The sequence below is a fragment of the Pseudomonas sp. NMI542_15 genome (assembly GCF_021283425.1).
In the GTDB taxonomy this organism is placed as follows: domain Bacteria; phylum Pseudomonadota; class Gammaproteobacteria; order Pseudomonadales; family Pseudomonadaceae; genus Aquipseudomonas; species Aquipseudomonas fortuita.
On sequence record NZ_JAJSRO010000030.1, the window covers coordinates 13,367 to 32,857 of the forward strand.

A 19,491-nucleotide genomic window follows, 5' to 3' on the forward strand; every position below is an offset into this window, starting at 1 on the left:
TTTCCATACAGCGCGCCACGCGGGAGCGCTGGAGATCACCGTACGGCAACCATTCCATGGAAGCCGCACCAAGGGGCCACTCTGCTAGCCCGCTTCGAATAACGCCATGGCCTCGACATGCGCCGTTTGAGGAAACATGTCGAGAATCCCGGCCCTTTTTAACCGGTACCCCTGGCCGACCAGCACCTGCGCGTCTCGCGCCAGCGTGGCCGGGTTGCACGATACGTAGACCAGCCGTTTGGCCTTGAGGCGTGCGATGCCTTGCACCACCTCGAACGCACCGTCGCGCGGTGGATCCAAGAGTACCGCAGAAAAGCCTTCGGCGGCCCATCCGGTGCCTGCCAAAGGCTGCGATAAATCGGCCTGAAAAAACCGTGCGTTATGCACATTGTTGTTCCGGGCATTGGCCGCGGCCCGATCGACCATGGCCTGAACACCTTCTACCGCCACTACCTCGCGCGCCTTGCGGGCCAGCGGCAGGGCAAAGTTGCCCAAGCCGCAGAACAGGTCAAGCACCCGCTCGTCGGCTTGCGGTGCCAGCCAGGCCAGGGCCTGCTCGATCATCGCCGTGTTGACCTGGGCATTCACCTGCACGAAGTCACCAGGGCGCCAGGCCAGTTCCAGCTGCCACGGCGCCAGGGCAAAGCCCAGTTGTGCGGCAGGGTCCACCGGCGCCGGCTCATCTTCACCCTGCAGCCACAGCTGGGCATTGGCCTGTTCGCAGAACGCCTGCAGCTTTGCCAGGTCGTCTGCCGGCAGCGGCGCGACGTGGCGCACCAACACCGCCTCGGCGGTACCGCTGAACAGTTCCACATGGCCCACCGCCTGCGGTTTGCTCAACGAGCGCAGCACCGTCGGCAAGTGACGCAAAATCGATTGCAAGGGCTGTACCAGCACCGCGCAATCGTCGATGGCAATAATGTCCTGGCTGGCTTCGGCACGGAAGCCCACCTCCAGCTGACGCGCCTTGACGTCCCAGCGCACGGCCACACGGGCCCGGCGCCGGTAGCCGAATTCCGGCCCGCTCAGGGGCGCGGCCCATTCCTCGGGTTGCACGCCGGCCACCCGCTGCAGTTGCTCGGCAAGGGTGCGCTGCTTGAGTGCCAGCTGCGCTTCATGGGGCAGGTGCTGCAGGTTGCAGCCACCACAGCGCGCATAATGGCGGCACGGCGCCTCACGGCGCTCGGGGCTGGCCTGCAGCAGCCGCTCCAGGCGGGCCTCGATCACTTTGCCACGGGCGTTGAGCACCCGCGCCTCCACGGCCTCACCGGCAAGGGCACCACTGACGAACCAGGTGCGCCCGTCAAGGAAGGCGATGCCACGGCCGTCACCGGCCAGGCGCTCGATGTCCAGGCGCTGCTTCTTGCCCACGGGGACCTGGGGGGTGCGGTTGCCGCCGGCCGGCTGGAAGCGCAGGCCGCTGTTGCTTTTTTTCTTGGACATTTAGCTCGGATCAAACAGGCCGGTGGACAGGTAACGGTCGCCGCGGTCGCAGATGATGGCAACCATCACGGCATTTTCCACCTCGCGGGAGAGGCGCAGCATGGCTGCAACCGCACCACCAGAGGACACGCCGCAGAAAATGCCCTCTTCACGGGCAAGGCGGCGGGTGGTGTCTTCGGCTTCCTGCTGCGACATGTCGACCACACGGTCGACACGGGTGGCGTCGAAGATTTTCGGCAGGTATTCCTCGGGCCAGCGGCGAATGCCCGGGATAGCCGAGCCTTCCATCGGTTGCAGGCCGATGATCTGCACCGCCGGGTTCTGCTCCTTGAGGTATTGCGAGCAACCCATGATGGTGCCGGTAGTGCCCATGGAACTGACAAAATGGGTGATGCTGCCCTGTGTCTGCTGCCAGATCTCAGGGCCGGTGCTGTTGTAGTGGGCAATCGGATTGTCGCCGTTGGCGAACTGGTCAAGCACCAGGCCGCGGCCTTCGGCTTGCAGTTTCTCGGCCAGGTCGCGGGCGCCTTCCATACCCTCCTCCTTGGTCACCAGGATCAGCTCGGCGCCGTAGGCGGTCATGGCGGCCTTGCGCTCGGCGGTGGAGTTGTCGGGCATGATCAAGATCATCTTGTAGCCCTTGATCGCCGCCGCCATTGCCAGGGCAATACCGGTATTGCCGGACGTGGCTTCGATCAGGGTGTCGCCGGGCTTGATCTGGCCACGCAATTCGGCGCGGGTGATCATCGACAGCGCCGGGCGGTCCTTCACCGAGCCGGCAGGATTGTTACCTTCGAGCTTGAGCAGGAGGGTGTTGCTGGTTTCACCAGCAATGCGCTGCAGGCGAACCAGGGGCGTATTGCCGACGCAATCGGCGATGGTTGGGTACTGCAAGGTCATGGTGTATTTCACAATCCGGACGGCAGGGGCGCCTATCATACCGGCAAACCCTTCGCGGCCATATCACGCAATCTGTGGTGTATATAGCTACAAGCTATAACGCGAACCTGTGCGGGCTTCTTCGCGGGTAAACCCGCTCCCACAGGTACTCCACTGGCCTCAAGCGTAGTGGTGACCCTGTGGGAGCGGGTTTACCCGCGAAGGGGCCGGCGCATGTAACGGCAACCTCATCCACAGCCGCAGCCCACGCTTGCCATTCTGCGCCCACAAAGTGCCGCCTTGGCGCTGAATGGCACTGCGGGCGATGCTCAAGCCCAGGCCGAACCCCCCATCCCCCGGCCGAGAACCGTCCAGCCGCGAGAACGGGGCGAAGATCCGCTCCAGGTCTTCTTCAGCCACACCGCCGCCCTCGTCCTCCAGCCACAGCCGCCAATAACTGCCTTCGGGCTGACCACCCAGCCGCACCACCCCCTCGGCCGGCGAGTGACGAATGGCGTTGCGCAAGATGTTTTCCAGTGCCTGGGCCAAGTGGTTGAGGTTGCCCTGCACCCAACAGTCGGCCGGTACTTCGCAGCGCAGGCGCGCGGGAGACCAGCCGCTTTCGTAGCTGGCATTCTCTGCCAGCAGTTCCCAAAGCGCGTGGACTTCGATGGGCTCCAGGTTCATCGGCGCACGTTCGGCGTCCTGCCAGGCCAACTGCAGGGTGTCCTCCACCAACTGCTGCATGCAGTCCACTTCACGGGTCAGGCGTTCGCGCAGGCGCTGCAGGTCGGTTTCGCCGTCGCATGCCACCCGCAAGCGGCTCAGCGGTGTGCGCATTTCGTGGGACAGGTCGCGCAGCAACTGCTGCTGCATGGCCACCGTGCCCTGCAGGCGCTCGGCCATCTGGTCAAAGGCGCGGGCCAGTTCGCCCAGCTCGTCATGGCGTGCGATAGTGCGCGAGTCGAGGCGAGCCGATAACTGATCGGCGCGCCAGGCATTGGCCTGCTCGCGAAGCTGATTCAGCGGCACGATCAACATGCGGTACAGGCCCACGCACAACAGCAAGGTGAACAGGCCAGGGATGACGCCGTTGGTGACGATGCGCCACAGCAACCGGTACTGGTCCGGATTGAACCGCTGTGGCAGTTCGATCACCACCATGCCCTGCTCAGGCGCCCCCGGGAACGGTATACGTACCCACGGCTGGTCGACGCTGCGCCGGCTCATCGGCCAGTCGACACCCCGCAGGCGCGTCAGCCGCTGCATGATCTGCGGGTCGAGGGTGGCGCTGTCGAGCGGCCTCAGGTTGATATCGAGCACGCCAACCCAGCCCCGTTCGCGCTGGTGCATCGTCGCCACCCACTGGTCAAGCCCTGCCCGGCCGCCGCTGCGCCAGGCCTGTTCAGCCTCGCCGGCATAGCCACGCAACACCTGCCGCGCCGGCTCCGAGAGGAAGGCATTCTGGATTTCCATGTGCCGGCCCCAGGTGTAACTGAGGCCAATCATCAGCAGGCAGAAGCCCACCAGCAGGATGGCCAGTTTCCAGAACAGCGAATGGCGGTCAAGCATGGGGGATCACTCCGCCTCGCTGGCGCTGAGGACATAACCCTTGCCCCACACGGTTCGGATCTGCCGTTCGTGATAGCCAATGCCCTTGAGCTTGCGGCGGATCTGGCTGACGTGCATGTCCAGGCTGCGGTCATGCCGCGAATAGCCACGCTGCAACACCTGCTGGTACAGGAATGGCTTGCTCAGGACATCATCGAAGTTGCGGTTCAGGATGTCGAACAGCCGGTATTCACTGGGGGTCAGGCCCGCCAGGCGACCGTCCAGGCGTACGTCACACAAGCCCTCGTCAAACTGCAGCTCGCCGCAGGCGGCATGCTCCAGCGGGGCTTGGTGACGGCGTTCCAGCGCCACCCGGCGCAAGATTGCCTCGATGCGCACCTGCAGCTCGGCCATGCTGAACGGCTTGGGCAGGTAATCGTCGGCCCCGCGCTGGAAGCCGCTGATGCGGTCGGCCTCGGCACCCAGCGCCGACATCAGGATCACCGGCGTCGCGCTGCGCTTGCGCAATTGCGCCAAGGCATCCAGGCCGTTCAACCCGGGCAGCAAAATATCCATGAGCACCACATCGAAAACCTGGCGACCTGCCGTTTCCAGCCCCTCCAGCCCATTTCGGCACCAGGTTACCTGGAAGCCGCCGCGTTGCAGCTCTTCGTGGAGATAGGCACCCAGAACCGGGTCGTCCTCGATGGCGAGGATGTTGGAGTTGTAAATAGCTACAGGATTCATTGGCAACTGCCATGCATTCTCAATTGCGCGATTATTGAGCATCCAATACCCGCCAGGCAACCGCCCTGTGACCAATGCCCCGGCAATGGTGCAAAACAGCCACTAAAGAGGTGCAATAGCGCTGCAGGCGGAGTAACTTCCCGGCTTGGCCGTCATCGCTTGACGGCGTCCAGGCACATGACAGGAGGCGAGTGTGCTCGATCGTTTGGGAATCCGCAGCCGGGTCCTGCTGCTGGCCCTGCTGCCGGCCGCTCTGATGGCCCTGGTGCTCGGCAGTTACTTTACCTGGCTGCAACAGAACGACCTGCGTACCCAGTTGCTGCAACGCGGCAAGATGATCGCCGAGCAGCTGGCGCCGTTGGCTGCACCCGCCATGGCCCGGCTTGCGCCCGCACAGCTGGAGCGCATCGCCGCGCAGACCCTGGAACAGGCCGATGTGCGCGCAGTCGCATTCCTGGCCCCGGACCGCACGCGCCTGGCCCACGCGGGCCCGAGCATGCTCAACCAGCCGCCCAGCGGAGGCACTGGCACGCAACTGCTGCAACGCAGCGGCAATGACGCCACCCGCTACCTGATGCCCGTGTTCGGCCACCACCGCGACCTCGCCACCGATGCCGTGCCGGCCGAAGCCGAGCGCCTGCTAGGCTGGGTCGAGATCGAGCTGTCGCACGACGGCACCCTGCTGCGCGGCTACCGCAACCTGTTCACCAGCCTGCTGCTGATCCTCGCCTGCCTGGTACTCAGCGGCCTGCTGGCGCTGCGCATGAGCCGCACCATCAACGACCCCATCGAGCGCATCAAACACGCGGTCAACCAACTCAAGGACGGCCACCTCGAAGAACGCCTGCCGACCATGGGCAGCCACGAGCTGGACGAGCTGGCCCGTGGCATCAACCGCATGGCCGAAACCCTGCAAAACGCTCACGAAGAACTGCAGCACAGCATCGACCAGGCCACTGAAGACGTGCGCCAGAACCTGGAAACCATCGAAATCCAGAACATCGAACTGGACATGGCGCGCAAAGAGGCCCTTGAGGCCAGCCGCATCAAGTCGGAGTTCCTGGCCAACATGAGCCACGAAATCCGCACGCCGCTCAACGGCATCCTGGGCTTTACCCATCTGCTGCAGAAAAGCGAGCTGACGCCACGCCAGCTGGACTACCTGAACACCATCGAGAAGTCAGCCGACAACCTGCTGGGGATCATCAACGAGATCCTCGATTTCTCCAAGATCGAGGCCGGCAAGCTGGTGCTCGACAGCATTCCTTTCAACCTGCGCGACCTGATCCAGGACACCTTGACCATCCTCGCCCCGGCCGCCCACGCCAAGCAGCTGGAATTGCTCAGCCTGATCTACCGCGACACCCCTTCTTCGCTGATCGGCGACCCGTTGCGGCTCAAGCAGATCCTCACCAACCTCGTCAGCAACGCCATCAAGTTCACCCGCGAAGGCACCATCGTCGTGCGCGCCATGCTCGAAGACGAGCACGAGGACAGCGCGCAGCTGCGCATCAGCGTGCAGGACACGGGTATCGGTTTGTCACCGCAGGAGGTGCGCACGCTGTTCCAGGCCTTCAGCCAGGCCGACAACTCGCTGGCCCGCCAACCCGGTGGCACGGGGCTGGGGCTGGTAATTTCCAAGCGCCTGATCGAGCAGATGGGTGGCGAAATCGGTGTCGACAGTACCCCGGGCGAGGGGTCGCAGTTCTGGATCAGCCTCAACCTGCCAAAAGCCCACGACGACCTCGAGGAGCAGCCGCTGCAGCCGCTGCTGGGCCGCCGCGCAGCCATCGTCGACGGCCACGAGCTGGCGCGCCAGGCCTTGGAACACCAGCTGGAGGACTGCGGCCTCAGCGTCAGCCTGTTCGCCTCCTACGAGCAGTTGCTGCAGGCGGTACAGGCCGCCAGCCAGGCCGGCCTGCCGTTCGAGTTCGCCGTGCTCGGGGCGAACATGGGCAACCTGTCGCCCGAACAACTGGGCCACTATCACCAGCAACTTGAGCGTTACCATTGCCAGTGCGTGGTGCTGTGCCCCACCACCGAGCAGGCGCTTTATCACCCCTACCTGCCCAACGGCCATGGCCAGTTGCTGTCCAAGCCCACCTGCACCCGCAAACTGCGCCGTCTGCTGATGGAACTGGTGCAACCGCGCCGTCCACAGAGCGAGGCGCACAACATCAATGGCCAGCGCCAGCCGAAGGTTCTCTGCGTCGACGACAACGCCGCCAACCTGCTGCTTGTGCAAACCCTGCTCGAGGACCTGGGCGCCCAGGTGCTGGCCGTGGACAACGGCTATGCAGCGGTGGAGGCCGTGCAGGACGAGCCGTTCGATCTGGTGCTGATGGACGTGCAGATGCCCGGCATGGATGGCCGCGCCTGCACTGAGCAGATCCGCCTTTGGGAAAACACCCAAAGTAGTAACCCTTTGCCAATCGTCGCCCTCACCGCCCATGCCATGGCCAACGAAAAGCGCGCATTGCTGCACGCTGGCATGGACGACTACCTGACCAAGCCGATCAGCGAGCGGCAACTGGCGCAAGTGGTGATGAAGTGGACTGGTTTGAGCCTGGGCGTGCCGCAACAGGCGCAGACAGAGCCATTGGCCAGCAGTGATGACCTGAAGGTGCTCGACCCCGAAGAAGGCCTTCGCCTGGCGGCAGGCAAGGCGGACCTGGCGGCCGACATGCTGAGCATGCTGCTGTCCTCGCTGGACGCCGACCGCGATGCCATACGCGCCGCCCGCGAGGCAGACGACCGCAATGCCCTGATAGAACAGGTACACCGCCTTAACGGTGCCTCGCGCTATTGTGGTGTGCCACAGCTGCGCGCAGCCTGTCAGCGCAGCGAAACCCTGCTCAAGCAGGACCACCCACAGGCACAGCAAGCGCTGGATGAGCTGGACGGTGCGATCAGCCGGCTAGCGGCGCAGGCCAGATTGAGTGCATGGCCGTTGCTGTGGCCTACGCAGCATTTGTAGGAGGAGCCTGACCATGCGCGTCCTGTTGTTCAGCAGCCAGCATTACGACCAGGAAAGTTTCACCCGGGCCGCCAGCGGCAGCGCGCTGGAGCTGCATTTCCAGCCCGCCCGCCTGACCCTCGACACCGCTGCCCTGGCTAGCGGCTACGAAGCCGTTTGCGCCTTCATCAATGATGAACTCGACGCCTCGGTGCTCCAGCGCCTGGCCGAAGGCGGCACACGCCTGATCGCCCTGCGTTCGGCCGGCTACAACCATGTCGACCTGGCCGCTGCCCAGCGCCTGGGCCTTGCCGTGGTGCGCGTGCCGGCCTACTCGCCGCACGCTGTGGCCGAACACGCCGTGGCACTGATCCTGGCCCTCAACCGGCGCCTGCACCGGGCCTACAACCGCACCCGCGAAGGCGACTTCACCCTGCACGGGCTGACCGGTTTCGACCTGCACGGCAAAACCGTCGGTGTGGTCGGCACCGGCCAGATCGGTGCCGCCTTCGCCCGTATCATGGCTGGCTTCGGCTGCCAGCTGCTGGCCTACGACCCCTACCCCAACCCAGAGCTGCTGGCCCTCGGCGCGCGCTACCTGACCTTGCCCGAGCTGTTGCGCGAAGCCCGTATCATCAGCCTGCACTGCCCGCTGACCGAGCACACCCGGCATTTGATCAATGCACAAAGCCTGGCGCAACTGCAGCACGGCGCCATGCTGATCAACACGGGGCGTGGCGCACTGGTCGATACCCCGGCACTGATCGACGCGCTGAAAAGCGGCCAGCTTGGCTACCTGGGCCTGGACGTCTACGAAGAAGAAGCCCAGCTGTTCTTCGAGGACCGCTCCGACCTGCCCCTGCAGGACGATGTACTGGCCCGCCTGCTGACCTTCCCCAACGTGATCATCACTGCCCATCAGGCCTTCCTTACCCGCGAAGCGCTGGACGCCATTGCCGCCACCACGCTGGACAACATCAACCGCTGGGCGGCAGGCAATCCACAGAATCTGGTCATGGGTTAGTGCTAGGATACGCGGCATTTCTGGAGGACCCATGGTCGAGCACGATTTCCGCTACACCCTTTTCAACCCGCAACACACCCTGATCGAGTGCCGTGCACTGGTGCCGGGGCGCTATCAGGTCACCGGCAACGGCGGTTCGATGCACAAAGGCGACACCCTGCTGGTGACCCTCAAGGGCAGCAAGGACTTGTCCATGCGACTGACCGTGGACAGCGTGCGCCACCTGATCAACCCGCGCGGCCAGTGGGTTGCCGTGGCCAGCGGGCCCGTGTTCAACGAACTGGAAATCCTCACCTGGCAGGTCGAGTGCGACAGCTGCGACGCCGTGCTGGATTTCGAATTTGCCGTGGACGCCAAGCTGGGCAAGAAAGCCCGCCAGCCCGCCGCCAACGCACGTATCGCCGAACTGGGCTGGGCCAGCCGTGGCGAAAAACACCTGTGCCCGCGTTGCCAGGAGAGCGCCGAGTGAAAAATCTGCTGACCGGCGTGCTGATTACCACCAGCCTGCTCGGCTGCGCCGCACAACCTTCAAAACTGCAACAGGAGCGCAGCTACGTGCTGGAGTGGATTGGCGAACGCCCGCTGATCGACTACAGCCACCTGACCCTGACCCTGGCCAGCGACGGCCGCGCCTATGGCAATGCCGGCTGCAACCACTGGTTTGCGCCGTATACGCTGGAGGGTGAGCGCCTGAGCTTCGGCAAGGTCGGCAAGACCCGCAAGCTGTGCGCACCGGCGTTGATGGAGCAGGAAAAGCGCTTTTTGCAGGCGCTGGAAACGGTAGAGCGCTGGGATGTGTCGCCGGTGGAGCAGATGCGCTTCTGGCCCGCCGAAGGCAAGCCACTGCGGTTCTGGCCTGAGGAAGGCTGAGGATTGCCGGGGCCGCTTTGCGGCCCCAACTGCATCAGGCGCCTTTCAGGGCCTTGATCTTGGCCTGCAGCCCTTCCAGGGTCTGCTCGCCCATCAACTGCTCACGCACCTTGCCCTTGTCATCGATGATGTAGGTCACCGGCAGCGCCTCGCTGCGGGGCAGGTCATAACGCTCGGCCGGGTCCTGGGCCAGTACGGTAAAACCGATGCCCAGGGTTTCAGCGGCCTGTTTCAAGTCCTGCCCTTGCAAGCCATCGAAGTTCACCCCCACCACCTTGATGCCATCAGCCGCCCACTGCTTGGCCGCCGCGTTCAATTCCGGGATTTCGGTACGGCACGGCCCGCACCATTCGGCCCAATAGTTGAGCACCAGCCAGTGCCCTTCGATCTGTTCGGCCTTAACCGTATTACCGTGTTGGTCCACGCCATAATCGGCACCGCAACCACCGAGCAACAGGCTCGCGGTGATGGCCAGTACTGCTGCCAGACGCCTTGCCATGGGTCAATCCTTCTCGAGTTTTAAAGCAAATTGGTCAGTCGCTGCGGTTAGAATAGCCGCCACACCCAGCTGGATGCGACCCGACATGACTGACCTCACGCTTTATCATAACCCGCGCTGCTCGAAATCCCGCGGCGCGCTGGAACTGCTCGAAGCCCGCGGGCTGGCACCGACCATCGTGCGCTATCTGGAAACCCCGCCCGACGTGGCCACCCTCAAGGCACTGCTCGACAAGCTGGGCATCGCCCCACGCCAATTGCTGCGTACTGGCGAGGACGAATACAAAGCGCTGAACCTGGCCGACCCGGCAATGACCGACGCGCAGCTGATCGAGGCCATGGCCCAGCACCCCAAACTGATCGAACGGCCGATTCTGGTTGCCGGCGACAAGGCTGTGGTAGGCCGCCCACCGGAAAAAGTGCTGGAGATCCTGCCGTGAGCGCCCCCTACATCCTGGTGCTGTATTACAGCCGCCATGGGTCGACCAGTGAAATGGCCCGGCATATTGCCCGCGGCATCGAACTGGCCGGCATGGAGGCTCGCCTGCGCACAGTGCCCGCTATTTCTACCGAATGTGAAGCGGTGGCCCCGGACATCCCGGCCAGCGGGGCGCTGTACGCCACCCTGGACGACCTGCGCCACTGCGCCGGCCTGGTACTGGGCAGCCCGACCCGCTTCGGCAACATGGCGGCGCCGCTGAAGTACTTCCTGGATGGCACCAGCAGCCTGTGGCTGGGTGGTGAACTGGTCGGCAAGCCGGCGGGTGTGTTCACCTCTACCGCCAGCCTGCACGGCGGCCAGGAAACTACCCTGCTGTCGATGATGCTGCCATTGATGCACCACGGCATGCTGGTGATGGGCCTGCCGTACAGCGAGTCGGCCTTGCTGGAAACCCGCGGCGGCGGCACGCCTTACGGCGCCAGCCACCATGCAGGTGCAGATGGCAAACGCGAACTTGACCAGCACGAGACCGCCCTGTGTCGTGCCTTGGGCCAACGCCTGGCCACCACAGCCAAAGCCCTGGAGGCCGCGCGTGGCTAAAAAGCCCAAGGTGTTGCCGCCGCTGGAATGGCTGGCACCGCGCCTGCGCCTGACACGGGCCTTGAGCCTGGCGTTCTTCTTCGGCCTCATCGCCCTGCTGGTGGTGAACAACCTGTGGTTTGCCAACCTGCATGGGGCACGGGTCGGGGTGATTCTGGCGATCGAGCTGGTGCCGCTACTGCTGCTGTTGCCGGGCATGCTGACAGGCAGCGCCCGGGCACATGCCTGGGCCTGTTTCGTGGTGAATATCTATTTCATCAAGGGCGTGCTGGCGGCATTTGACCCGGCGCGGGCGATTTTTGGCTGGCTTGAAGTGTTGCTGAGCCTGGGGTTGTTCATTGCTGGGCTGCTGTATGTGCGCTGGAAGTTCCAGCATGAGCGGCGCATGGCGGGCGAAGGGAGTTGAATTTTTCGCGGGCTCGCCCGCTCCCACAGGGATCGCGGCACACTTGAGGCCTGCGCTGGACCTGTGGGAGCGGGCATGCCCGCGAAAAGGCCAACAGAAATCTCAATGGTTGACGGTATGCGCCAGCATCACCGACAACTGGCACAGCGGCCGCCCACTCTCTGCATGCCACTGGTTGAACGCCTGTTGCACCAAGGCCAGGTCGCGTTGACTGGTCGGCTGCTTGTCGATCACCTTCTGTGCAATCAACGCCGCCGCCATGTCATCGGTGGGGATAAAGGTGTCCTTGCCAACCATACGCAGGAAACGCGGCGCCGACAGCCCACCCAGCTGGTTGCCGTGCTTGGCCAGGTACTTCCACAAGCCGACAATGTCGGTCACCGGCCAGTCGGCGATGAAGGCGCCAAAGCTGCCCTTCTCCTTCGTCACGTCGAGGATCATCTGCGCATTGCGCGGCACGCTCTTGAGCTTGCCCAGGTGGCGAATGATGCGCTCGTCTTGCATCAGCCGCTCCAGGTGCTCGGCGCCCATCAGCACCACCTTCTCCGGGTCGAAACCGAAAAACACCTGCTCGAACACTGGCCACTTGGCATCCACCAGGCTGTGCTTGAGCCCGGCGCGGAACACGCGCAGCGCCAAGGTCGACAGGTAGCGGTCGTCGCTGATGCCGCGCAGCTGCGCCGACGTGCGCGGCTGCGGCAGAAAGGCCTCCAGCGCCTGGGCCGAGCCAAAGCGGTTCAGGCAGTACTCATGCAACCACTGATAGTCACGCATCGGCTCAGATGTTCAGCACGTCGAGGAAACGCGGCGTGGCGTTCTCGTCGATTTTCAGGCTGGTGAAGTCGAACAGGTTGCGGTCGGCCAGTTGCGACGGCGCCACGTTCTGCAGGGCACGGAAGATGCTTTCGGTACGGCCCGGGTGCTTGCGCTCCCACTCCACCAGCATGTCCTTGACCACCTGGCGCTGCAGGTTTTCCTGCGAGCCGCACAGGTTGCACGGGATGATCGGGAATTGCTTCATGTCCGAGTAGGCCTGGATGTCCTTCTCGCTGCAGTAGGCCAGCGGGCGGATCACCACGTTGCGGCCATCGTCGGCGCGCAGCTTCGGCGGCATGCCCTTGAGCGCGCCATTGAAGAACATGTTGAGGAAGAAGGTTTCGACGATGTCGTCGCGGTGGTGCCCCAGCGCCATCTTGGTTGCGCCGATTTCGTCGGCAAAGGTATACAAGGTGCCACGGCGCAGGCGCGAGCACAGCGAGCACGTGGTCTTGCCCTCGGGCACCAGTTCCTTGACCACCGAATAGGTGTCTTTCTCGACGATGTGGTATTCGACGCCCAGCTCTTTGAGGTAAGCCGGCAGCACGTGCTCTGGAAAGCCCGGCTGTTTCTGGTCCATGTTCACCGCGACGATCTCGAACGTGATCGGTGCCACCTTCTGCAGGTGCAACAGAACGTCGAGCATGGTGTAGCTGTCCTTGCCGCCGGACAGGCAGACCATGACCTTGTCGCCATCCTCGATCATGTTGAAGTCGGTGATGGCTTCGCCGGCGAGACGACGCAGGCGTTTTTGCAGTTTGTTCTGGTTGACCGAGAGGGTGCCCATAGCGCTTGGATCCGCGAGGTGTGACAAAAGCCGGCTATTTTACGCACAAACGCAGCATCGCTGTAGGCATTCCGATAAAGACTTCGATGTAATCAACAGCCCCACTGACAGCGCAATTTGCTCTAAAAAGCACGGTTCGTGCCGGTAACCGCTTCCTATACTGCGACATAAGGCCACATTACCGCTTGCATCGGTGTTCGGGCCTCGGGCCGCTTGCGCTCCATTTGGGGGGCGTTTGGCAACATTGAGAGGAGTGATCGGCATGATTCATCACGTTGTGGGGCTGTTTACCCATCCCGATCAGGAATGGCGGGAAATTCGTGGCGAAGAAGAAACCATCAGCCACATGTACCTGACGCACACCCTGATCCTGGCAGCCATCCCTGCCATTTCGGCCTTCATCGGCACTACCCAGGTGGGCTGGGTCATCGGTGACCGGCCGGCTGTGATGCTGACCATGGAAAGTGCCATCTGGATGAGCATCATGTCGTACCTGGCCATGCTCGCCGGGGTGGCGGTAATGGGCGCGTTCATCCACTGGATGGCCCGCACCTACGATGCCAACCCGTCCATGGCGCAGTGCATCGCCTTTGCCACCTACACCGCCACACCGCTGTTCATCGGTGGCCTGGCGGCGCTGTACCCGCACCTGTGGCTGGGGATGCTGATCGGCACTGCCGCCATCTGCTACACGGTGTACCTGCTGTATGTCGGCCTGCCGACGTTCATGAACATACCGTCCGACGAAGGCTTCCTGTTCTCCAGCTCCGTGCTGGCGGTGGGCCTTGTGGTGCTGGTGGCGATCATGGCTGCCACGGTCATCATCTGGGGACTGGGCGTGGGGCCCGTCTACACCAACTAGAACAGACTCAACCAACACTGGGGCATCAACCAGGGGCCGCCGCAAGGCGGCCCCTGGCTGTGCGCTGACCGGTGGCTCGGCAGCCCGCCAGTGCTTGCGGCATAATGCCCGGTCAGGAGAACCGCCCCACCATGCCCGAGCTGCTCAGACAACGCGTCGAAACCTGTTACCAGCAAGCCGAAACCTTTTTCAAACGCCCCTTCTCGCGCCCGGAAGTCAGCTTCAAGCTGCGCGGGCAAAAAGCCGGCGTCGCCCACCTGCACGAGAACCTGCTGCGCTTCAACCTGCAGCTCTACCGGGAAAACCAGGACGACTTCCTGCGCCAGACCGTTGCCCACGAAGTGGCGCACCTGGTGGCCCACCAGTTGTTTGGCGAGCGCATCCAGGCCCATGGCGAAGAATGGCAATTGATCATGCGCGGGGTGTATGAACTGCCACCCAACCGTTGCCACAACTATGAAGTGCAACGGCGTGTGGTAACCCGCTACATCTACCGCTGCCCATGCCCACAGGGTGATTTCCCGTTTACCGCCCAGCGTCACAAGCTGGTGCGCCAGGGGCGGCGGTACCTGTGCAAACGCTGCCGGGAGATTCTGGTGTATAGCGGTGAAACTCGCGTCGAATAGATTGTGCACGGCCTGTGCGGGCCTCTTCGCGGGGCAAGCCCGCGAAAGGGCCGGTGCAGCCAATACACAACTTTCAGGCATAAGAAAGGCGACCCGGGGGTCGCCTTCCTGTACCAGCCTGCGCCTTACTTCTCGACGAAGGCACGCTCGATCAGGTAGTCACCCGGCTCACGCATGCGGGCGGAGACTTTCAGGCCGAAGCTGTCCAGCACTTCACTGGTCTCGTCGAGCATGCTCGGGCTGCCGCAGATCATCGCACGGTCGTCCTGCGGATTGATCGGTGGCAGACCGATGTCGCTGAACAGCTTGCCGCTGCGCATCAGGTCGGTCAGACGGCCCTGGTTCTCGAACGGCTCGCGGGTCACGGTCGGGTAGTAGATCAGCTTTTCGCGAACCGACTCACCGAAGAACTCGTTCTGCGGCAGGTGCTCGGTAATGAACTCGCGGTAGGCCACTTCGTTCACGTAACGCACACCATGCACCAGGATCACTTTTTCGAAGCGCTCATAGGTTTCCGGGTCCTGGATCACGCTCATGAACGGCGCCAGGCCAGTGCCGGTGCTCAGCAGGTACAGGTGCTTGCCCGGGTTCAGGTCGTCCAGCACCAGGGTACCGGTAGGCTTCTTGCTGATGATGATCTCATCGCCTTCCTTCAGGTGCTGCAGCTGCGAAGTCAGCGGGCCATCCGGCACCTTGATGCTGAAGAACTCCAGGTGCTCTTCCCAGTTCGGCGAAGCGATGGAATAGGCACGCATGAGCGGACGGCCGCTTTCCTGTTGAAGGCCGATCATCACGAACTGACCGTTCTCGAAGCGCAGCCCCGGGTCGCGGGTGCACTTGAAGCTGAACAGGGTGTCGTTCCAGTGGTGCACACTGAGGACACGTTCGTGGTTCATGTTGCTCATCGATGGGGCTCCTGAAGAAAAACGCGGCGCGCAAAACGCGCAGTTGCGCGATAGTTTAGGGGCAGCGACAATATCTGTTAACTGAATTATCAAGATATGTGTTATCGGTTATATAGATATGCGATTCACACTTCGTCAACTGCAGGTCTTCGTCGCCGTCGCACAGCATCAAAGCGTCTCTCGGGCCGCTAGCCTGCTGGCGTTGTCGCAGTCGGCCGCCAGCACTTCCATCACCGAGCTGGAGCGGCAATCGAGCTGCCAGTTGTTCGACCGTGCCGGCAAGCGCCTGGCCCTGAACGCCTTGGGACATCAACTGCTCCCACAAGCCGTGGCCCTGCTCGACCAGGCCAAGGAAATCGAAGACCTGCTAAACGGCAAGTCCGGCTTCGGTTCGCTGGCGGTCGGCGCCACACTGACCATCGGCAACTACCTGGCCACCCTGCTGATCGGCAGCTTCATGCAGACCCACCCGGAAAGCCAGGTCAAACTGCATGTCCAGAACACTGTGCACATCGTGCAACAGGTCGCGCACTACGAAATTGATCTGGGTCTGATCGAAGGCGACTGCAACCACCCGGACCTGGAAGTGCAGCCGTGGGTCGAGGACGAGCTGGTGGTGTTCTGCGCACCGCAGCATCCGCTGGCCAAGCTGGGCCGTGCCGATATCGAAAGTTTGTCGCAAGAGGCGTGGATTTTACGTGAGCAAGGCTCCGGGACGCGCCTGACCTTCGACCAGGCCATGCGCCATCACCGCGCCAACCTCAACATCCGCCTGGAGCTGGAGCACACCGAAGCGATCAAGCGCGCGGTGGAATCGGGCCTGGGCATTGGCTGTATTTCGCGCCTGGCGCTGCGTGACGCCTTCCGCCGAGGCAGCCTGGTACCGGTAGAAACGCCGGAACTGGACCTGATGCGCCAGTTCTACTTCATCTGGCACAAACAGAAGTACCAGACCTCTGCAATGCGCGAGTTTCTGGAACTGTGCCGCAACTTCACTGCGGGCTATACCCGCAGTGATGAAATCGTGCTGCCGCCGATCGCTTAAAGCAGGATCACGCCCCACACCAGCGCCACCATGGTCATTGCCACCAGTTGCGCGGCGCTGCCCATGTCCTTGGCGTTTTTCGACAGCGGGTGGCGCTCCAGCGAGATACGGTCGATGGCCGCCTCCACCGCGGAGTTGAACAACTCGACAATCAGCCCCAACAAGCACACCGCGATCATGATCGCCCGCTCCGCACGGCTGACCGGCAACCAGAAGGCGATCGGGATCAGCAGCACGTTGAGCAGCACCAGCTGGCGGAATGCGGCCTCACCCTTGAAGGCGGCGCGCAGGCCGTCCAGCGAGTAGCCGGCGGCGTTGAAGATGCGTTTCAGGCCGGTCTGGCCCTTGAATGGCGATGTCATGTGAGTCACTTCACAACAGAAAGGCCAGCAGACTAGACCGGCACGGGTCAAAAAAGCGTGAAGCCACGCGCAGTCAGTTGCTGGCAACCGATTCAAGTTGTTGCAGCAGCAGCGCGGCCTGGGTGCGGGTACGTACGCCCAGCTTGCGGAAAATCGCAGTCACATGCGCCTTGATGGTGGCTTCGGAGACACTCAGTTCATAGGCAATCTGCTTGTTCAGCAGGCCCTCGCAGACCATCGTCAGTACGCGGAACTGCTGCGGCGTGAGGCTGGCGAGGCCTTCACTGGCGGCCTTGGCCTCGGCAGAGACATCGACCTTTTCGAACGCCTGCGGCGGCCACCAGACCTCGCCATCGAGCACCTTGCGCACGGCCTCCTGGATCACTTCCAGGGTGCTGGACTTGGGAATGAAGCCACTGGCGCCAAACTCGCGGGACTTGACCACCACGGCGGCCTCTTCCTGCGCCGACACCATCACCACGGGGATCTGCGGGTATTGCCCGCGCAGCAGCACCAGCCCGGAAAAACCATAAGCACCCGGCATGTTCAAGTCCAGCAGCACCAGGTCCCAGTCGGCTTTTTCGCTCAGGCGGGTTTCCAGTTCGGCAATGCTCGCGACTTCGACCAGGCGCACATCCGGGCCCAGGCCAAGGGTAACGGCCTGGCGCAGGGCGCCACGGAACAGCGGGTGGTCATCGGCAATCAGGATTTCGTAAGTGGCCATCGATCTAAGGATCCTGTTCTATGCCAGGCACTCGGGGGTATGAGAAGCGCCCGGCGGGGAATCGGCGCCAAGGATGCCGAGCACGGTCCAGAGCGGTCAAGCCATTGCTCTGCCGTCTCGCCCACCCTGGCTGCCAGCCCCGTCATTATGAACCAAAGCAGGGGTTGTGCCCCTTGGACTATAGGAAGGTATGCAAACGCTGGTGGGTATCGTCCTGATCATCCAGCGGCAGGCGCCGCTTGCCGCTCAGGTAGTGCAGGCTGAATACATCCAGGTAGGCATCCAGCGCCTGGGAGGCCTGGCTGTCGCCGGCCAGGTCCAGGCACATGGCTGCGACCTCTGCCGTGCAGAAGTGATCGTCGCGCTTGGAGCGCCGCAGCCGGTAGCGCGACATCTGCTCGGCCTGCAGGCTCAACACCGGGAAGCGGTCAAGGTACGGGCTTTTGCGGAACATCTTGCGGGCTTCGGTCCAGGTGGCATCCAGCAGGATGAACAGCGGGCGCTTGCCCGGCTCACGCGCCACCTCGCTGACCACCCGCTGCTGGGCCACGAACTCACCGGGGAAGACGATATAGGGCTGCCAGGTCGGGTCGTCCAGCAAAGCCAGCAAGCGTTCGTCGACCGAGGTGCGCAGCCAGCCAAAGGCCCAGGTGTCTTCGATCAGGTCGGCAATCAGCCAGCCGGTGTTGGTGGGTTTCAACGGCTCGGTGTCGTGCATCAGCAGGCACACGCCCGACTCGGCCTGCACCCTGGGCTTCCAGGCACACAGGCAATGGGTGGCGATGACCCGGCAATCCGGGCAGCGTTCGGCACGCGAGCCACGGGCAATGAAGGGCTTGTTGCTGCGGGCCAGGCGTTCGGCGCGCAGGCGCGCTACCGCGTGGCTCATGCCGACAGGCCTTTGGACAGGTTGGAAATGGGCACAAGGATGGCTCGGAAAAAACAAGGCGGCCAGTTTACCAGAACAGGGGGCATTTGCTGTGCAGCTGGCAAGGCGCGCCTTATAATCGATGCTTGCCGTGCACCTGCGGGAGCCGGCTTGCCCGCGATGGGACTTTGCACGGCCCCAATTGCAGCCACAGTATCGTTTTATGGAACACTGCAGACCTGCGCATGTCAAAGCGCCAGTCATCGAACCAGGAGAGATTCATGCTGCGCCTTATCGTCCCCGCCCTGAGCCTGCTACTCGCTCTGCCACTGGCAGCCCAGGCAGCCTCCAAGCAGGATTACGACCTGAACAGGACATTGCAGAAGGTCGCCAAAGAGAGCAGCGTCGGTACCCCACGCGCCATCAACGAGGACATCCTCGACCAAGGCTACACGGTGGAAGGCAAGGCGCTGGTCAACCACCTGAGCGTACGCGAGAGCCACGCCGAGCGCATGCGGGCCAATCCCGCTCAGGTACGCAGCCAGCTGGGCGACAGCGTCTGTCGCAACAGCGGCTTCCGCAACCTGATGTCCAAGGGCGCGGTGATGGTCTACCGCTTCACGGTGTACAAGACCAACCAGCCGATCATGGACCAGGCCTTCGACAATGCCAGCTGCGTGGCCGGTAACAAGAAGAAATAACCACAGCTGTTCAAGCTACACCTTCTCGTCCTCGCGGGCGCGCCAATGCCCTTCGGCGGCATCGGCGCGCATCTCGGCCAATAACGCCTGCAAGTAGCGCGATTGGCACTCCAACCCCGCCAACCTGCGACAGCACTCGTCCTCAAGGCTCAAGTGATGCACCTGAGCCGCATCCTCCAGCTGCTGGTAGAGCTGCCGGTCCACCTCGATGATCAAGCGATGCATACCGCCACCTCCTGCATCGATACGTTTCGCTTCACCAGTTAACCAAACCCCTGCTGCCGGTGGCCACATACCGACGGGCGGCTGCACCAAACAGCCCGGCACGAACCGGCCCGAGGGTCTAGATTGAGGTCAGAGGTATTGGTGCAGAAGGAGA

23 protein-coding genes are annotated in these 19,491 nt (G+C 63.1%); 11 read left to right on the plus strand and 12 right to left on the minus strand.

What is annotated here, in order from left to right; genetic code table 11:
- Positions 1–84: 84 nt before the first annotated feature.
- The 4 genes from rlmD to LU684_RS27625 form a co-directional block, all read right to left on the minus strand.
- Positions 85–1,443, minus strand: a complete 1,359-nt coding sequence (gene rlmD, locus LU684_RS27610) for a 23S rRNA (uracil(1939)-C(5))-methyltransferase RlmD (RefSeq protein WP_232895256.1) — start codon at positions 1,441–1,443, stop codon at positions 85–87.
- Entirely contained in the window at positions 1,444–2,343 is a 900-nt protein-coding gene (gene cysM, locus LU684_RS27615; protein ID WP_024717686.1) for a cysteine synthase CysM, read from the minus strand.
- A gap of 159 nt (positions 2,344–2,502) precedes the next feature.
- Positions 2,503–3,894, minus strand: a complete 1,392-nt coding sequence (locus tag LU684_RS27620) for a sensor histidine kinase (protein WP_102689726.1) — start codon at positions 3,892–3,894, stop codon at positions 2,503–2,505.
- Between the two features lie 6 nt (positions 3,895–3,900).
- Positions 3,901–4,620, minus strand: coding sequence for a response regulator transcription factor (locus LU684_RS27625; RefSeq protein WP_016485257.1), 720 nt, complete (start codon positions 4,618–4,620; stop codon positions 3,901–3,903).
- Positions 4,621–4,813: 193 nt separating this feature from the next.
- Here LU684_RS27625 and LU684_RS27630 point away from each other — a divergent pair, with 193 nt between their 5' ends.
- Genes LU684_RS27630 through LU684_RS27645 form a run of 4 tightly spaced genes read left to right on the plus strand, consistent with a single transcriptional unit; the run spans position 4,814 to position 9,470 of the window.
- A complete protein-coding gene (locus LU684_RS27630; protein WP_016485256.1) occupies positions 4,814–7,597 on the plus strand; it encodes a response regulator in 2,784 nt (927 codons plus the stop codon).
- Between the two features lie 13 nt (positions 7,598–7,610).
- Entirely contained in the window at positions 7,611–8,600 is a 990-nt protein-coding gene (locus LU684_RS27635) for a 2-hydroxyacid dehydrogenase (RefSeq protein WP_016485255.1), read from the plus strand.
- Between the two features lie 31 nt (positions 8,601–8,631).
- Positions 8,632–9,069 (plus strand): hypothetical protein, encoded by a 438-nt coding sequence (locus LU684_RS27640; protein WP_096425701.1) that lies wholly within the window; start codon positions 8,632–8,634, stop codon positions 9,067–9,069.
- Positions 9,066–9,470: an META domain-containing protein gene (locus LU684_RS27645; RefSeq protein WP_016485253.1), complete on the plus strand. Its 405-nt coding sequence runs from the start codon at positions 9,066–9,068 to the stop codon at positions 9,468–9,470. The genes LU684_RS27640 and LU684_RS27645 overlap by 4 nt, the downstream gene beginning before the upstream one ends.
- Positions 9,471–9,504: 34 nt before the next feature.
- Here the strand turns inward: LU684_RS27645 and LU684_RS27650 are convergent, their stop codons facing one another.
- Positions 9,505–9,969 (minus strand): TlpA disulfide reductase family protein, encoded by a 465-nt coding sequence (locus tag LU684_RS27650; protein ID WP_023047672.1) that lies wholly within the window; start codon positions 9,967–9,969, stop codon positions 9,505–9,507.
- Positions 9,970–10,054: 85 nt separating this feature from the next.
- Between LU684_RS27650 and arsC the strand changes: the two genes are divergently transcribed.
- The 3 genes from arsC to LU684_RS27665 are packed head-to-tail and all read left to right on the plus strand — an operon-like array spanning position 10,055 to position 11,416.
- Positions 10,055–10,408, plus strand: a complete 354-nt coding sequence (gene arsC / locus LU684_RS27655; protein ID WP_060519594.1) for an arsenate reductase (glutaredoxin) — start codon at positions 10,055–10,057, stop codon at positions 10,406–10,408.
- Positions 10,405–11,010, plus strand: a complete 606-nt coding sequence (gene wrbA / locus LU684_RS27660) for an NAD(P)H:quinone oxidoreductase (protein ID WP_060519595.1) — start codon at positions 10,405–10,407, stop codon at positions 11,008–11,010. The genes arsC and wrbA overlap by 4 nt, the downstream gene beginning before the upstream one ends.
- The gene (locus LU684_RS27665) at positions 11,003–11,416 is read left to right on the plus strand and encodes a DUF2069 domain-containing protein (RefSeq protein ID WP_016485249.1); all 414 of its coding nucleotides are present in this window, start codon (positions 11,003–11,005) and stop codon (positions 11,414–11,416) included. Before wrbA ends, LU684_RS27665 begins: the two co-directional genes overlap by 8 nt.
- A gap of 102 nt (positions 11,417–11,518) precedes the next feature.
- On the opposite strand, the gene LU684_RS27670 is transcribed toward LU684_RS27665, so the two are convergent.
- Both LU684_RS27670 and ttcA read right to left on the minus strand, forming a co-directional pair.
- Positions 11,519–12,190, minus strand: a complete 672-nt coding sequence (locus tag LU684_RS27670) for a DNA-3-methyladenine glycosylase I (protein ID WP_016485248.1) — start codon at positions 12,188–12,190, stop codon at positions 11,519–11,521.
- 4 nt (positions 12,191–12,194) lie between these two features.
- Positions 12,195–13,019: a tRNA 2-thiocytidine(32) synthetase TtcA gene (ttcA, locus tag LU684_RS27675; protein ID WP_016485247.1), complete on the minus strand. Its 825-nt coding sequence runs from the start codon at positions 13,017–13,019 to the stop codon at positions 12,195–12,197.
- Between the two features lie 262 nt (positions 13,020–13,281).
- Here ttcA and LU684_RS27680 point away from each other — a divergent pair, with 262 nt between their 5' ends.
- A complete protein-coding gene (locus LU684_RS27680; protein WP_012270925.1) occupies positions 13,282–13,881 on the plus strand; it encodes a Yip1 family protein in 600 nt (199 codons plus the stop codon).
- A 131-nt stretch (positions 13,882–14,012) separates the two neighbouring features.
- Entirely contained in the window at positions 14,013–14,507 is a 495-nt protein-coding gene (locus LU684_RS27685) for a SprT family zinc-dependent metalloprotease (RefSeq protein ID WP_232895257.1), read from the plus strand.
- A gap of 125 nt (positions 14,508–14,632) precedes the next feature.
- Here LU684_RS27685 and fpr read toward each other — a convergent pair whose 3' ends face one another.
- Positions 14,633–15,412, minus strand: a complete 780-nt coding sequence (gene fpr, locus LU684_RS27690; protein ID WP_012270923.1) for a ferredoxin-NADP reductase — start codon at positions 15,410–15,412, stop codon at positions 14,633–14,635.
- A 118-nt stretch (positions 15,413–15,530) separates the two neighbouring features.
- Here fpr and finR point away from each other — a divergent pair, with 118 nt between their 5' ends.
- On the plus strand, positions 15,531–16,457 hold the full coding sequence (gene finR / locus LU684_RS27695) for a LysR family transcriptional regulator FinR (RefSeq protein ID WP_016485245.1): 927 nt from the start codon (positions 15,531–15,533) through the stop codon (positions 16,455–16,457).
- Here finR and LU684_RS27700 read toward each other — a convergent pair.
- The 3 genes from LU684_RS27700 to LU684_RS27710 form a co-directional block, all read right to left on the minus strand.
- On the minus strand, positions 16,454–16,819 hold the full coding sequence (locus tag LU684_RS27700; protein ID WP_016485244.1) for a diacylglycerol kinase: 366 nt from the start codon (positions 16,817–16,819) through the stop codon (positions 16,454–16,456). The genes finR and LU684_RS27700 overlap by 4 nt on opposite strands.
- Before the next feature lie 73 nt (positions 16,820–16,892).
- Positions 16,893–17,543, minus strand: a complete 651-nt coding sequence (gene erdR, locus LU684_RS27705) for a response regulator transcription factor ErdR (protein WP_016485243.1) — start codon at positions 17,541–17,543, stop codon at positions 16,893–16,895.
- Between the two features lie 178 nt (positions 17,544–17,721).
- Positions 17,722–18,432, minus strand: coding sequence for a tRNA-uridine aminocarboxypropyltransferase (locus LU684_RS27710; protein WP_060519603.1), 711 nt, complete (start codon positions 18,430–18,432; stop codon positions 17,722–17,724).
- Positions 18,433–18,692: 260 nt separating this feature from the next.
- On the opposite strand from LU684_RS27710, the gene LU684_RS27715 reads away from it, so the two are divergent.
- On the plus strand, positions 18,693–19,112 hold the full coding sequence (locus tag LU684_RS27715) for a quorum-sensing-regulated virulence factor family protein (protein WP_016485241.1): 420 nt from the start codon (positions 18,693–18,695) through the stop codon (positions 19,110–19,112).
- A gap of 15 nt (positions 19,113–19,127) precedes the next feature.
- Here LU684_RS27715 and LU684_RS27720 read toward each other — a convergent pair whose 3' ends face one another.
- Complete coding sequence (locus LU684_RS27720) at positions 19,128–19,337, minus strand: hypothetical protein (protein WP_016485240.1); 210 nt, start codon at positions 19,335–19,337, stop codon at positions 19,128–19,130.
- Positions 19,338–19,491: the final 154 nt, after the last annotated feature.